At 62.3% G+C, this 13,624-nt stretch carries 15 protein-coding genes; 11 read left to right on the forward strand and 4 right to left on the reverse strand.

Translation table 11 applies throughout. The annotated features are described in order from the left end of the window. Positions 1-101: 101 nt before the first annotated feature. Positions 102-542, reverse strand: a complete 441-nt coding sequence (gloA, locus tag EN862_RS08720) for a lactoylglutathione lyase (RefSeq protein ID WP_095818488.1) — start codon at positions 540-542, stop codon at positions 102-104. A gap of 262 nt (positions 543-804) precedes the next feature. Between gloA and EN862_RS08725 the strand changes: the two genes are divergently transcribed. From EN862_RS08725 to EN862_RS08740, 4 genes are all read left to right on the forward strand, one after another. After that, complete coding sequence (locus EN862_RS08725) at positions 805-1,398, forward strand: cold-shock protein (protein WP_127864027.1); 594 nt, start codon at positions 805-807, stop codon at positions 1,396-1,398. Positions 1,399-1,511: 113 nt separating this feature from the next. Beyond that, positions 1,512-2,006, forward strand: coding sequence for a DUF192 domain-containing protein (locus EN862_RS08730; protein WP_127863703.1), 495 nt, complete (start codon positions 1,512-1,514; stop codon positions 2,004-2,006). 10 nt (positions 2,007-2,016) lie between these two features. Continuing rightward, a complete protein-coding gene (locus tag EN862_RS08735; RefSeq protein ID WP_127863704.1) occupies positions 2,017-2,784 on the forward strand; it encodes an alpha/beta hydrolase in 768 nt (255 codons plus the stop codon). Between the two features lie 24 nt (positions 2,785-2,808). Continuing rightward, positions 2,809-3,309 carry a GNAT family N-acetyltransferase gene (locus EN862_RS08740; protein ID WP_127863705.1) on the forward strand — a complete coding sequence of 167 codons (501 nt, stop codon included), beginning with the start codon at positions 2,809-2,811 and terminating at the stop codon, positions 3,307-3,309. Here EN862_RS08740 and EN862_RS08745 read toward each other — a convergent pair. Next, positions 3,306-3,911, reverse strand: a complete 606-nt coding sequence (locus EN862_RS08745) for a hypothetical protein (RefSeq protein WP_127863706.1) — start codon at positions 3,909-3,911, stop codon at positions 3,306-3,308. The genes EN862_RS08740 and EN862_RS08745 overlap by 4 nt on opposite strands. Positions 3,912-4,057: 146 nt before the next feature. Here EN862_RS08745 and EN862_RS08750 point away from each other — a divergent pair, with 146 nt between their 5' ends. The 3 genes from EN862_RS08750 (at position 4,058) to EN862_RS08760 (ending at position 6,108) form a co-directional block, all read left to right on the forward strand. Next, complete coding sequence (locus EN862_RS08750) at positions 4,058-4,693, forward strand: VOC family protein (protein WP_245519527.1); 636 nt, start codon at positions 4,058-4,060, stop codon at positions 4,691-4,693. Between the two features lie 214 nt (positions 4,694-4,907). Beyond that, positions 4,908-5,756 (forward strand): serine O-acetyltransferase, encoded by an 849-nt coding sequence (gene cysE / locus EN862_RS08755; protein WP_127863707.1) that lies wholly within the window; start codon positions 4,908-4,910, stop codon positions 5,754-5,756. Positions 5,757-5,904: 148 nt separating this feature from the next. Next, the gene (locus tag EN862_RS08760) at positions 5,905-6,108 is read left to right on the forward strand and encodes a DUF3126 family protein (RefSeq protein ID WP_042644432.1); all 204 of its coding nucleotides are present in this window, start codon (positions 5,905-5,907) and stop codon (positions 6,106-6,108) included. 71 nt (positions 6,109-6,179) lie between these two features. On the opposite strand, the gene EN862_RS08765 is transcribed toward EN862_RS08760, so the two are convergent. After that, positions 6,180-6,767, reverse strand: a complete 588-nt coding sequence (locus tag EN862_RS08765; protein WP_127863708.1) for a hypothetical protein — start codon at positions 6,765-6,767, stop codon at positions 6,180-6,182. A 346-nt stretch (positions 6,768-7,113) separates the two neighbouring features. Here EN862_RS08765 and clpP point away from each other — a divergent pair, with 346 nt between their 5' ends. The 4 genes from clpP to hupB all read left to right on the forward strand — a co-directional run bounded on the left by clpP (position 7,114) and on the right by hupB (position 12,472). After that, complete coding sequence (gene clpP / locus EN862_RS08770; protein ID WP_127863709.1) at positions 7,114-7,749, forward strand: ATP-dependent Clp endopeptidase proteolytic subunit ClpP; 636 nt, start codon at positions 7,114-7,116, stop codon at positions 7,747-7,749. Positions 7,750-8,040: 291 nt separating this feature from the next. Continuing rightward, complete coding sequence (gene clpX, locus EN862_RS08775) at positions 8,041-9,315, forward strand: ATP-dependent Clp protease ATP-binding subunit ClpX (RefSeq protein ID WP_040969491.1); 1,275 nt, start codon at positions 8,041-8,043, stop codon at positions 9,313-9,315. A 274-nt stretch (positions 9,316-9,589) separates the two neighbouring features. Further along, entirely contained in the window at positions 9,590-12,001 is a 2,412-nt protein-coding gene (lon, locus tag EN862_RS08780) for an endopeptidase La (RefSeq protein ID WP_127863710.1), read from the forward strand. A 198-nt stretch (positions 12,002-12,199) separates the two neighbouring features. Further along, the gene (gene hupB / locus EN862_RS08785) at positions 12,200-12,472 is read left to right on the forward strand and encodes a DNA-binding protein HupB (protein WP_027166452.1); all 273 of its coding nucleotides are present in this window, start codon (positions 12,200-12,202) and stop codon (positions 12,470-12,472) included. A 74-nt stretch (positions 12,473-12,546) separates the two neighbouring features. Here the strand turns inward: hupB and EN862_RS08790 are convergent, their stop codons facing one another. Beyond that, positions 12,547-13,569 carry an aldo/keto reductase gene (locus EN862_RS08790; protein WP_127863711.1) on the reverse strand — a complete coding sequence of 341 codons (1,023 nt, stop codon included), beginning with the start codon at positions 13,567-13,569 and terminating at the stop codon, positions 12,547-12,549. Between the last annotated feature and the right edge of the window lie 55 nt (positions 13,570-13,624).

Here is a 13,624-nt window from a genome sequence, read left to right on the forward strand (position 1 = left end):
AAACGCCAGCCTGGATGAGGCTGACGCCAATTCCCGGTAGATAGGCAGCATCTGGCGAAACGCCAGCGGCGGCCGGTCAAATCGGCGCGGGACCGCCGGTTCTACCAGACGCCCGTGTTCGCCATCGAGGCCCATGGCTCGGCCTTGGCCTTGGCGGGGCCTTTCTGCAGCAGCTCGATCGAGATGCCGTCCGGCGAGCGGATGAAGGCCATGTTGCCGTCGCGCGGCGGACGGTTGATGGTCACGCCGCTGTCCATCAGCTTCTGGCAGGTGGCGTAGATATCGTCGACCTCATAGGCGAGGTGGCCGAAATTGCGGCCGCCCTTGTAGTCCTCAGGGTCCCAATTGTAGGTCAGCTCGACCAGCGGCGCCTTCTCGTTGATGCCGCTCTGCTCGTCTTCGGGCGCGGCGAGGAAGATCAGCGTGTAGCGGCCCTGCTCGTTTTCATAGCGGCGGACCTCCTTCAGGCCGAGCTTGTTGCAGTAGAAATCGAGCGATTGGTCGATATCGGCGACGCGGACCATTGTGTGCAGATAGCGCATGGCGGCTTCCTCGGCTTGTTGGGGTTGTGAGGCACCATAGGGGCCACCCGACGAAAGGGCAATCGTCCGACAATAGCGGCGGCGGGATCGGTTTTTGGGGCCTCGCCAATCGTCTCCGGGAAGCGCCGGCAAACAGCAATTCAGCCTTTCCGGTGCTGAACGGTGAAAAAAGGCACGTCAGCCCTTGCACACCCCGGAAGCCGCAGTGTTAATCTCTTGGCAAGAATCAGTTGCGGTTCAGTTGGAAAAAGGGGGCATTCTTATGGGGGAAAAAGCCTCTTTAACGAGGCGGGACGCAAGCCTTGACGACGCCTTGAAGCGGGACAATGGCGGCGACTCCGCCGAGCTTGTCGAAATCGCCGGCGCGATCAAATGGTTCGACGTGGCCAAGGGCTACGGGTTCATTCTTCCGGACGACGGCGTCTCGGGTGATATCCTCCTCCATGTGACTTGTCTTCGAAAGGACGGCTTCCAGACGGCGCTCGAGGGCGCGCGGGTCGTCTGCCTGGTGAAACAGGGCGAGCGCGGGCTGCAGGCTTTCCGCGTCCTGTCCATGGATGCCTCGACGGCGGTGCATCCGGCAGAGCAGGAACAGCGCACCCACGTTACCGTCAGCCCGGAGAGCGGCCTCGAGCGGGCCCTGGTCAAGTGGTTCAACCGCACGAAGGGTTTTGGCTTCCTGACGAGGGGCGAGGGGACCGAAGATATCTTTGTCCACATGGAAACCTTGCGACGCTACGGCATAACCGAGCTCCGGCCTGGTCAGGTCGTGCTGGTGCGCTTCGGACGCGGCGACAAAGGCCTTATGGCCGCCGAAATCCACCCCGATATGGGTACCTTGTCGGTCTCGCATTAAGGGCTTCTTGACGCAGTCGATGAGCCCTTTGCCGCGACATGACCATCTTGTCCGAAAACCGGTTCCACTTCCGCGGATCATGGTTTAGGACGAGCGTCTGGACGAGGTACCCCATGGCTTACCGCAATTGGCTGACTGCGGGCGCGCTCTGCGCCGCGATCGTTTTCGCCGCCTGTTTCATGGCTGCGAAGCCGAGTTCGGCGGATGCGATGCTACTCCCCATCGACCGGACGCCGCTGGTGGTGTCGACCGGTTCGGGCGAGCGTTCCTTCTCCATCGAGATCGCCGATACTTCCGCGGAGCGGGAGGCGGGACTAATGTTTCGCCGGACGATGGCCGACGATCACGGGATGTTGTTCGTCTTCGACAGAACCGGCGAGGTGGATTTCTGGATGAAGAACACGCCGATGGCTCTCGACCTCGTCTTTGTCGGCGAGGACGGCCGGATCAAGGCGATCAAGCCTGGCGAGCCCGAGTCCGAGGCGATCATCTCACCCGGACAGCCCGTGCGCTTCGTGCTTGAGTTGAAGGCAGGCACCGCCGCCAGGGACGGCATTAAGGAAGGCGATCTTTTGCGCCATCCGGCCATCGGCGCCCAATCCAACTGAAAAGCAGCCGATGCAATTCCTTTCGCATGACGGTTTCGAACTCGCCTATCTCGATCGCCAGCCGGCCTCGGGACAGGGCGACCCGGTGCTGATGATCCATGGCTTTGCCTCCAGCCACTATGTCAACTGGGTCTCGCCGGGCTGGTTCAAGACGCTGAACGACGCCGGTTACAGGGCGATTGCCTTCGACAATCGCGGCCATGGCTCGTCGTCGAAGAGTTATGACGAGGCCGATTACACGCCGGCCAAGATGGCTTCCGATGCAGCCGCGCTGCTTGATCACCTCGGCATCGAACGCGCCCATGTCATGGGTTATTCGATGGGCGCGCGGATCTCGGCCTTCCTGGCGCTCTCCAACCCGCAGAAGGTTGCGACGCTGGTGTTCGGCGGCCTCGGCATCGGCATGGTCGACGGCGTCGGCGACTGGGATCCGATCGCGGCGGCGCTGCTGGCGGAGGACCCCTCGCAAAACACGCATCCGCGCGGACGCTCCTTCCGCGCCTTCGCAGACCAGACGCGTAGCGACCGGCGCGCGCTCGCGGCGTGCATCGCGACGTCGCGCGAGCTGCTTAGCGAGGCCGACATGGCGCGCATCGCCCAGCCGACGCTGATCGCCGTCGGGACGAAGGACGATATCGGCGGCTCGCCTGACGAGCTGGCGGCGCTCATGCCCAATGCGAAAGCATTCCATATAGAAGGCCGCGACCACATGCTCGCCGTCGGCGACAAGAGCTTCAAGCAGCGCGTGCTCGAATTCTACGCCGAAAACCCGCTCTGAGCGCGACGCTCCTCGGCTCACAAAATGGTCGATCTTCTCGTCACCTACATGGAGATGCTGGCGCCGCCGCAGAGCGCGCCGCTTGCGTCGCCGTCGCCCGGCGCCACGGTGGCGCGCGAAAGGCTCGATCTTTCCTTCTATCTCGATCTCTACCGCGCGGTCGGCGGACCGGTGCAATGGGACCAGCGGCTGCGCATGGCGGAAGCGGAACTCGAAACGCTGCTCGCCGACGATGCCACGCATATCCACGTGCTGCGCCTCGATGGCGAGGCCGCGGGCTTCTGCGAGTTCAACCATGTCGGGCAGACGGCCATCGAGCTCGTTCACTTCGGGCTGGTCCCGGCCTTTCAAGGAAAGCGGCTGGGGCCGTTCCTGCTCGACCGGGCGCTGCGCGCGGCGTGGTCGCATCGGTCGGAGCGGGTTTGGCTTCACACCGATACGCATGACCACCCGGCCGCTCAGGCGGTCTATGAGCGCGCCGGCTTCAAGGCCTATGCGCGACGGATGGAAACTTTTCCAGACTAGCCTTTGTCCGGCTGCAGCGAAGCCAGCGAGCGCTCCAGATTTTTTCGTGCCCTTGCCTCGAACCGATCGCGGAACGATTGCGTGTAGAAAATATGCGGACGGGCGAGGAAATTCTGCAGGACGGAAGCACGACCGGCGCGCCACATCGGCTCTTCCACCCAGCCATATTCCAGCCGAACCGCCTTCTCATAGGCATCGAAGACCGCAGGTTCGGCGCCGAGGATCGCCAGATCCATGTCGAGCAGAAGAGCGGCATCGTTGAGCGCGTCCTCATCGCGGAAAGGCGGCAACTGGTGCGTGGCGGTGGCGTTGATCATGGCCGCTATGCGGGCGAGGCGGTGGGGATCGATGCGCGCGGCGAGCCTTTTCTCGGCCAGTTCGGCGCTTTTTGCCTCATTGTCCTTGGCGCGGCTGTCATAGATTGCATCGTGGAACCAGATCGCCGCCTCGACGGCCTCTGGATCGTCGAGCAGGCCCCGGTATTCTTCAGTCAGCGCCAGCATCGCCTGAATGTGGGCCAGGCCGTGGTAGTGGCGATCTTCGGAGCTATAGAGCGCGGCAAGCTCGCTTTTCAGCGCTTCGTCGATCAAGGATCGTTGCATGGCTGGCCTTTCCAGGAGCCGTTTGGCGCGGGCGAGGGAGAATGTCGCCCAGCACGGCCGCAAATGCCAGCCGGCATCGGCGAGCGGTTGACCAAACGACAAGACGGCTGGAAGCTGCCGCGTCACTCAAACCGGAGGAGTTTGGCATGACCAGCATCGAGAAAGCGAAACCAGGCACGATCGACATGAAGCTGGAGGCTGTCGTCATCCCCGTCTCGGACGTCGATCGGTCCAAGAATTTCTATGCAGGGCTAGGCTGGCGGCTCGACGCTGATTTCGTCGTTGGCGACACGTTTCGCGTCGTCCAGTTCACGCCACCCGGCTCACCGTGCTCGATCCATTTCGGCAAGGGATTGACGCCGGCGCCACCCGGCTCGGCAAAAGTGCTTTATCTTATCGTGTCCGACATCGAGGCGGCCCATGCCGAGCTGGTTGCGCGCGGCGTCCAGGCAAGCGAGGTGTTCCATCGCAACGGCCCCGGCCAGCCGGCGATCAAGGGCCGGCATCCGGAGGGGCGCAGCTATTCCTCGTTCGTCACCTTCAGCGATCCGGACGGCAATGGCTGGCTGCTGCAGGAGATCACCCAGCGGTTACCCGGCCGCGTCGATGCGCGCGATACGGTGTTCGCGTCGTCGGCCGAGCTTGCCGCCGCGCTTCGGCGGGCGGCGGCCGCCCATGGTGAGCACGAGAAGCGAACCGGCGGGGAATACGACAAGAATTGGCCCGACTGGTACGCCGAATACATGGTTGCCGAGCACGCCGGCGCAATGTTGCCGACCTGATCCTTGAGGTGCAGCCGGGGCCATTTTTCGACAGGCGGGCGCCGAAGGCAGGACATTTCGGCGCCTATCCCCCAGCAAGGGTTCGTTTTCCATCATCGCTTGAATTTGCGTGAACCAGGTCCATTTGAACGAACACTAAGGAAAATTGAGTTCAACCGTGCTATGATCTGGCCTATATGTGCCGCCGGAGAATGAGCAAGGCCGGAGAGCGTCGATGAACAGCATTACGATTGCCCGCCCCAGCATGGTGCAGCCGGTCGATCCGATCTGGCGGTCGATCCGGGACGAAGCGATGGAGGCGGTGAACCGCGATCCGTTGCTTGCGGCCTTCCTCTATTCCACCATCCTCAACCAGGAGAGCCTGGAAGAAGCGGTGATCCACCGGCTTGCCGAGCGCCTGGCACATCAGGACATCGGGTCCGACCTCATCCGCCAGACCTTCAAGGCGATGCTGGACGACGACCCGGATTGGAGCACCACGGTTCGCGTCGACATCCAGGCCTATTACGACCGCGACCCGGCCTGCGACCGCTTCATCATGCCGGTCCTCTATTTCAAGGGTTTTCACGCCATCCAGACGCACCGGCTGGCACACTGGCTGTGGAATCAGGGCCGCAGGGATTTCGCGCTCTATCTGCAGAGCCGCTCGTCCTCCGTGTTCCAGACCGACATCAATCCGGCGGCCCGCATCGGCAAGGGCATCTTCCTCGACCACGCCACGGGCTTGGTCGTCGGCCAGACGGCCGTCATCGAGGACGACGTCTCGATCCTGCATGGGGTGACGCTGGGCGGTACCGGCAAGGCCAGTGGCGACCGCCATCCGAAGATCCGCCGCGGCGTTCTGATCGGCGCCGGCGCCAAGATCCTCGGCAATATCGAGGTCGGCCATTGCTCGAAGATCGCCGCCGGCTCGGTGGTGCTGTCGCCCGTCCCGCACAACAAGACGGTCGCCGGCGTGCCCGCGCGTGTCGTCGGCGAGACCGGCTGCGACCAGCCTTCGCGGCAGATGGACCAGCTCCTGCCGTCGCAGAGCATGGATCACGTGGTCAGCTTCGACATCTGACCGACCGCTTACCGCTGGCGGCCGAACGGGTCGCCAGTTCCGCCTGGCTGTTCTCCCATGTTATCCTGCCGGCTTGCCTTTACATGGCCATTGTTGGCGTGTCAGAAGCGCGTTCCCACGAACAAGGCCGACATTTCGGAGAAGACTTTTGAAGCCTGACGAAATCAGAAAGCTGGACGCCTATTTCAAGCGCGTCTTCCAGAACCCCAAGCTGCAGGTCAAGGCGCGTCCGCGCAAGGAAGACTCGGCCGAGGTTTATGTCGGCGACGAATTCCTCGGCATCGTCTTCAAGGACGAGGACGACGGCGACTACAATTTCTCGATGGCCATTCTCGACATCGACCTGGGCTAAGCCGGCAACAAAATGCGGCCGGTGCGCGGCAAGGCGGCCCGGCCGGCTGCAACCGATAGGCGAGTTTTCGCCTAATCTTGGCATTGCCGGGGAATTTGCACCCGCCGCCAGCTGGTCGAGCCTTCCCGCACCACCACCCGGCGCGCCACTGTTCCATATGAAGGCGGGATTTCCCGGATGCGGACTTGCTGCGGCCGCACCAGCACTTCGTGGGCAACCGCTTCATATTCCGCCGGCTGAACGACGCGCCGGACGCGCCCCGGCTGGACCACGACCGTTTCGGCCACACGCGCATAGCGGGCCTTGCGCCAGACCTTGCACAGCACCTTGCGGCCATGGATGACGCGCCACTCCCAGGCATAGCCGCCATCATCGACCTTGACCGTGTGGTAGACCGTGCGTGTCACCGCCGGCATGGTCTCATAGGTGACGCGCGGCGGCGCGATCTGGTCCACGCTTTGATAGGAGCCGAAGATCGGCGCGTCGTAATCGACCACCTGTCCGCCGGGGCTCACCATCACATCCTCGTAGACGGTGTCATAGAGCGCCGGCCTGTGGATCGGCTCGTAGCATTCGAGCGCGCGGCCACCAGCGGCGGTTCCTGAGATGCTGGCAAGCATCGCGACCGCCGCCAGCGATGCGGAGTGTTTGCGGATCATGACATTCCCCCGTTGAAAAAGGACGCCTTCACAACGCAGGACTGTAGCGGAAGGTCCAGGGTCGGACAGTGATTTCAAGGCTTTTCGTTAAGCGGCGCGGTTAAGGAATTGCTACCTTGCGGATGGCTTCGTCCGGCCAACCAGGACCGAAGCCGTCTCGCGCGATCAAATCAACCGTGTTTCTCAGGCCTGCAGCGCTTTACTCGACTTAACCAGATGGCTAGGAGAGGCGGCCTTGCGCTAGGGTGAGCCGGCATCCTATTTAGGTCATAACCGGTCCAGAACGATTCCGCGCCATTGCTCGTCTACCAAGGTGCCGGAAATCCATCTCCAACAAGGGTAGTCCATGAAGAACCCCGTTGAAACCTACATGAACCTCGTTCCGATGGTGGTCGAGCAGACCAATCGCGGCGAGCGCGCCTATGACATTTTCTCGCGTCTCTTGAAGGAACGCATCATCTTCATCACCGGCCCGGTCGAGGACGGGATGGCGACGCTGGTTTGTGCACAGCTTTTGTTCCTCGAGGCGGAGAACCCCAAGAAGGAAATCAACCTCTACATCAATTCGCCGGGCGGCGTCGTCACCTCGGGCATGGCGATCTACGACACCATGCAGTTCATCAAGCCGGCCGTGTCGACGCTCTGCATCGGCCAGGCAGCCTCGATGGGATCGCTGCTTCTAACCGCCGGCCACAAGGACATGCGTTTCGCCACGCCGAACGCCCGGATCATGGTCCATCAGCCGTCCGGTGGCTTCCAGGGTCAGGCGTCGGACATCGAACGTCATGCGCAGGACATCATCAAGCTGAAGCGCCGCTTGAACGAGGTCTATGTCAAGCATACCGGCAAGAGCTATGAGGAGATCGAGCGGACGCTCGACCGCGACCACTTCATGACCGCGGACGAGGCCAGGGACTTCGGTCTGATCGACAAGGTCATTTCGAGCCGCGAAGCGGCCGAGACGGTCGCTGCTTCGGCCTGACATCAGCAGCAAATGACGGCATAACGCGGTTTTGGCGCGCCTTGCGGCATTTCGGCCACATTTGGCTGTTCCCTCAGGCGTCGGGATTGCCTACGTTAAGGCTATGTTGATTTTCGACGGCTTAGCTTTGAATGGGGTTGCAGCGAATCATTGCCGCGTTTTCTGATTTCGTGTTTCGTACGGAACGCGCTGTGTGAGCCGGGACACTGGCGGTGGCGGATTCCCGCGATAGATTGGTGAGACGTCACTGAAAGCCAGACCACCGGCGGGCGTTGGTGAAAGGACAGAAAAATGAGCAAGGTCGGCAATAATGGCGGTGACTCCAAGAACACCCTTTACTGCTCGTTTTGCGGCAAGAGCCAGCACGAAGTCCGCAAGCTGATCGCCGGCCCGACCGTCTTCATCTGCGACGAGTGCGTCGAACTCTGCATGGACATCATCCGCGAGGAGAACAAGACCTCGATGGTGAAGTCGCGCGAGGGCGTGCCGACACCGCAGGAGATCCTCAAGGTCCTCGACGACTATGTCATCGGCCAGCCTTACGCCAAGCGCGTGCTGTCGGTGGCGGTGCACAACCACTACAAGCGCCTCGCGCATGCCGGCAAGAACAACGACGTGGAGTTGGCGAAGTCGAACATCCTTTTGATCGGCCCGACCGGTTGCGGCAAGACGCTGCTGGCGCAGACGCTCGCCCGCATCATCGACGTGCCCTTCACCATGGCCGACGCCACGACGCTGACCGAAGCCGGCTACGTCGGCGAGGATGTCGAGAACATCATCCTGAAGCTGTTGCAGTCGGCCGACTATAATGTCGAGCGCGCCCAGCGCGGCATCGTCTATATCGACGAAATCGACAAGATCTCGCGCAAGTCGGACAATCCCTCGATCACCCGCGACGTGTCGGGCGAGGGCGTGCAGCAGGCGCTCCTGAAGATCATGGAAGGCACGGTCGCCTCGGTGCCGCCGCAGGGCGGCCGCAAGCATCCGCAGCAGGAATTCCTGCAGGTCGACACCGCCAACATCCTGTTCATCTGCGGCGGCGCCTTCGCGGGCCTCGACAAGATCATCTCGGATCGCGGCCGCAAGACCTCGATCGGCTTCGGCGCGACCGTGGCCTCGCCCGAGGATCGGCGCACCGGCGACCTGTTCCGCCAGGTCGAGCCGGAGGATCTGTTGAAATTCGGCCTGATACCGGAATTCGTCGGCCGTTTGCCGGTCCTGGCGACGCTTGAAGACCTTGACGAGCCGGCGCTGATCCAGATCCTGACCGAGCCGAAGAACGCGCTGGTCAAGCAGTACCAGCGGCTGTTCGAGATGGAGAATGTCGACCTGACGTTCCATGAGAACGCGCTGTCGGCGATCGCCAAGCGCGCCATCGAGCGCAAGACCGGCGCGCGCGGCCTGCGCTCCATCATGGAAGCGATTCTTCTCGACACCATGTTCGAGCTGCCGGCGCTGGAAGGCGTGCGCGAAGTGGTGATTTCGGAAGAGGTGGTGTCCGGCAACGCAAGGCCGCTCTACATCTATTCCGAGCAGAAGGAAAAGAAGGGCAATGTCAGCGCCTGAAATGGCACTGGACCCGTCATTTTTATGGAACGGCGCCCGCGTGGCGCCGTTTTGCTGTCAACGGGGCGGGGATAAGCGATGGAACGGGTCGAGCGACCGTGTTAACCCTTGATCTTTGCCCCGGCTGCATCCACCTAACAGCAGAAGGCCGAGGCGCCGAATTCTGTGCTGTAAAACTCCCGTCACAAACGGTGGTAGGCGGAACGATACTCGGTCGTTAATATGAGATTCGCGGTTGGCTAAAATAAGCGGCCGCGACATGAAAGGTTGGACAATGGCCAAGATATCCAAGGCTTCCGGCGACGGCGTTTTCGCAGTCCTCCCACTGCGCGATATCGTTGTGTTCCCGCATATGATCGTTCCGCTCTTCGTGGGCCGTGAAAAGTCGATCAAGGCGCTGGAAGAGGTGATGGGTCAGGAGAAGCAGATCCTGCTCGCCACCCAGATGAATGCAGCCGACGACGATCCTGAACCCGATGCGATTTTCGACATCGGCACGCTCGCCAATGTGCTGCAGCTCTTGAAGCTGCCCGACGGCACCGTGAAGGTTCTGGTCGAGGGCGCCTCGCGCGCCAAGATCGTCTCGTTCACCGACCGCGCCGATTTCCATGAGGCCCGCGCCACCGCGCTCGCCGAACCGGAAGAGGAAGAGGTCGAAATCGAGGCGCTCGCCCGCTCGGTCGTCACCGACTTCGAGAATTACGTCAAGCTGAACAAGAAGATCTCGCCCGAAGTAGTGGGCGCGGCCAGCCAGATCGACGACTATTCCAAGCTCGCCGACACGGTTGCCTCGCATCTCGCCATCAAGATCCCCGAGAAGCAGGAGATGCTCGCGACGCTTTCCGTGAAGGAGCGTCTGGAGAAGGCGATGGGCTTCATGGAAGCCGAGATCTCCGTGCTCCAGGTGGAGAAGCGCATCCGCTCGCGCGTCAAGCGCCAGATGGAGAAGACGCAGCGCGAGTACTACCTCAACGAGCAGATGAAGGCGATCCAGAAGGAGCTCGGCGAGGGCGAGGACGGCCGCGACGAGGCCGCCGAGATCGAGGCGCGCATCAAGAAGACCAAGCTTTCCAAGGAGGCCCGCGAGAAGGCGGAAGCCGAATTGAAGAAGCTGCGGTCGATGTCGCCGATGTCGGCTGAATCGACGGTGGTGCGCAACTATCTCGACTGGCTGCTGTCGATCCCGTGGGGCAAGAACTCCAAGGTCAAGCAGGACCTCAACTATGCGCAGGACGTGCTCGACGCCGATCATTTCGGCCTCGACAAGGTCAAGGAGCGCATCGTCGAGTATCTCGCCGTGCAGAGCCGCCAGAAGAAGATCAAGGGGCCGATCCTGTGCCTCGTCGGACCGCCCGGCGTCGGCAAGACCTCGCTCGGCAAGTCGATCGCCAAGGCGACCGGCCGCGAGTTCATCCGCATGGCGCTCGGCGGCGTGCGTGACGAGGCCGAGATCCGCGGTCACCGGCGCACCTATATCGGCTCGATGCCCGGCAAGGTCATCCAGTCGATGAAGAAGGCCAAGAAGTCCAATCCGCTCTTCTTGCTCGACGAGATCGACAAGATGGGCCAGGACTTCCGCGGCGATCCGTCATCGGCCCTGCTCGAGGTGCTCGATCCGGAGCAGAACTCGACGTTCATGGACCATTACCTCGAGGTCGAATACGACCTGTCGAGCGTGATGTTCGTGACGACGGCGAACACGCTGAACGTCCCTGCGCCCCTGATGGATCGCATGGAGATCATCCGCATCGCCGGCTACACCGAGGACGAGAAGATCGAGATCGCCAAGCGTCACCTGATGCCCAAGGTGATCCGTGATCATGCCCTGCAGCCGAACGAATTCTCTGTCGGCGAGGACGCGATCCGCGGCATCATCCAGACCTATACGCGGGAAGCCGGCGTGCGCAGCCTGGAGCGCGAGCTGATGAAGCTCGGGCGCAAGGCGGTGACCGAGATCCTGCGGACGAAGAAGAAGACGGTGAAGATCACGGCGGAAAACCTCGCCGATTATCTTGGCGTGCCGCGCTTCCGCTTCGGCCAGGTCGAGGCCGACGATCAGGTTGGCGTGGTCACGGGTCTTGCCTGGACGGAAGTCGGCGGCGAGCTGCTGACGATCGAAGGCGTCATGATGCCCGGCAAGGGCCGCATGACGGTGACGGGCAATCTGCGTGACGTGATGAAGGAATCGATCTCGGCGGCGGCTTCCTATGTCCGCTCCAGGGCGATCGATTTCGGCATCGAGCCACCGCTGTTCGACAAGCGCGACATCCACGTCCACTTGCCGGAAGGCGCGACCCCGAAGGACGGCCCGTCCGCCGGCGCCGCGATGGCCACGGCTATCGTGTCGGTGCTGACGGGTATCCCGGTGCGGGCCGATGTGGCGATGACCGGCGAGATCACGCTGCGTGGTCGCATCCTGCCGATCGGCGGCCTGAAGGAGAAGCTGCTCGCGGCATTGCGCGGCGGCATCAAGAAGGTCCTGATCCCGGAAGAGAACGTCAAGGATCTGGCGGACATTCCGGACAATGTGAAGAACGGCATGGAGATCGTTCCGGTCTCGCGGGTCGGCGAGGTGCTCGCGCACGCGCTCACCCGGATGCCGGAGCCGATCGAGTGGGTCGAGCCGGTTAATGCGCCGGCCCCGGTCGACAGCGGCGACGATGCCGGAAAGTCGCTGGCGCACTAACAAAAGTTAAGGTTGCAGTGCACAAAGAGAGAGCCGGGCTTCGAGCCCGGCTTTTTCATGTGAAAAAGCCACGAAAAAATGCAAAAAAGCCCGGAATTCCGCGGTTTTTGGGCTTGGGTTCCGGGACGCTTCTTTCTAAAGTCCGTTTCCTGCCGGGATGAGTCGTAAGTTCCGGTTTTCTCATGGAAGGGAATTTTTATGAACAAGAACGAACTGGTGTCCGCTGTCGCCGACTCCGCAAGCATTTCGAAGGCTGATGCTCAGTCCGCCGTCGATGCGGTGTTCTCCGTGATCACTGGCGAACTGAAGAAGGGCGGCGATGTCCGGCTTGTCGGCTTCGGAAATTTCACCGTGTCAAAACGCGCTGCTTCGACCGGCCGCAACCCGCAGACCGGCGCGGAAGTGAAGATTCCGGCGCGCACCGTGCCGAAGTTCTCGGCCGGCAAGGGCCTCAAGGACGCGGTCAACTAAGACCTTTTTCTTTAAGAGCAGAAAAGCCGGGCTTGCCCGGCTTTTCTTTTTTGCAGCTGATGGAGGGCGGCAGCTCAGGCCGTCGGCGCGTCGGCGCGCATCAGGCCTTCCTGCTTCAAATCCGCCCACAGCGCCGCCGGTATTTTGGTGTCGAGCAGCGCGCGGTTGCTTTCCACTTCGGCCGGCCGCTGGCCGCCTGGGATCACCGACATCACCGAAGGATGCTGCAGTGGGAATTGCAGCGCCGCCTCGATCAAACGCACGCCATGGCGCTTGCAGACGGCCTCGATACGCGCCACGCGGTCGAGGATATCCTTCGGCGCCTCGCTGTAATTGTAGAAGGCGCCAGGCTTCGGCCCGGTCGCGAGCACGCCGGAGTTGTAGGGGCCGCCCAGCACGATGCCGATGCCGCGCTTCTGGCAAAGCGGCAGGAAGCTCTCAAGCGCCTCCTGCTCGAGCAGCGTGTAGCGGCCGGCGAGCAGGAACAGGTCGAAGTCGCCGCGCTCGGCGAGCGTCTGGGCGACCTGCCACTCATTGATGCCGCCGCCGAAGGCCTTGATCACGCCCTGGTCGCGCAGCGAAAGCAGCCCGTAATAGCCGGACGACATGAACTCCTCGATGCGGGCATCCGAGGCTTCCTTGCTGCCATGGGTGAAGATGTCGACGTCATGGACGAAGAGGATGTCGATGCGGTCCACGCCCAGACGTTCCAGCGACGCCTCGAAGGAGCGCATGACGCCGTCATAGGAGTAGTCGTAGACTTCCCGGCGCGACGGAGTCTCGAAGAACTTGCCGATGCCGGTGCGCTGGTCCGGCGGGGCGACGCGCATGATGCGGCCGACCTTGCTCGACAGCACATAGTCGTCGCGCTTCCTGCCGCGCAGGAAAGGATTGAGGCGGGTTTCCGACAGGCCGAGGCCGTAAAGCGGTGCCGTGTCAAAGTAACGGCATCCGGCCGCCCAGGCCGCTTCCAGGGTGGCGTTGGCGTCCTCGTCGGAGATGGCACGGTAGAGATTGCCGAGCGGCGCGGTGCCGAAGCCGAGCTCGGTGAAGGTGATGCCGCCATTGCCAATGCGGTCGAAATGCCGTGTCTTCATGTCTGACGATGTCCCGGAGTGATTTGTCTGACATGACACTATCACGCTCGTGGCC

The sequence above is a fragment of the Mesorhizobium sp. M2E.F.Ca.ET.219.01.1.1 genome (genome assembly GCF_004016445.2).
In the GTDB taxonomy this organism is placed as follows: Bacteria; Pseudomonadota; Alphaproteobacteria; order Rhizobiales; family Rhizobiaceae; genus Mesorhizobium.